This window comes from Mesorhizobium sp. M2A.F.Ca.ET.037.01.1.1 (genome assembly GCF_003998075.1).
Classification (GTDB): Bacteria; Pseudomonadota; Alphaproteobacteria; order Rhizobiales; family Rhizobiaceae; genus Mesorhizobium.
In genome coordinates this window covers 1-546 of the sequence record NZ_RZSA01001730.1, presented here as the reverse complement: position 1 = coordinate 546, position 546 = coordinate 1, and the positions used below count along the sequence as shown (strand labels likewise).

1 pseudogene is annotated in these 546 nt (G+C 62.8%); it reads right to left on the bottom strand.

What is annotated here, in order from left to right:
• Window positions 1-546, bottom strand: a pseudogene (glmU, locus tag EOA27_RS39485) (bifunctional UDP-N-acetylglucosamine diphosphorylase/glucosamine-1-phosphate N-acetyltransferase GlmU); the annotation flags it as partial.

Genomic DNA, 546 nt, shown 5'->3' with positions numbered 1-546 from the left:
GCCCGAGGCGATATAGCCGCCCTTGCCGATCGTGACCGGCGCCACCAGCGAGGAATTGGAGCCGACGAAAGCGCCCTCGCCGATATCGGTGAAGAATTTCGAGTAGCCGTCGTAATTGCAGGTGATGGTGCCGGCGCCGATATTGGCCGCCGCCCCGACGCGCGCGTCGCCGATATAGGTCAGGTGGTTGACCTTCGCGCCTTCTTCCACTGTCGACTGCTTGACCTCGCAGAAATTGCCCACCTTGGCCTTTTTCCTGAGGTCGGCACCAGGCCGCAGCCGCGCAAACGGCCCAACCTCGCAATTCTCTGCGATGGTGGCGCCCGTCATATGGCTAAAAGCATGGATCGTGGCGCCGGTGGAAATCTTGACGCCCAGGCCAAACCACACATTCGGCTCGACAATCGTGTCGGCGCCGATCTCGGTGTCGTACGAGAAATAAACGGTTTCGGGCGCGATCAGCGTCACGCCGGACAGCATCGCCTCGCGCCGCCGGCGCGCCTGCCAGATCGCTTCCGCCTCGGCAAGTTCGGCGCGGTTGTTGAT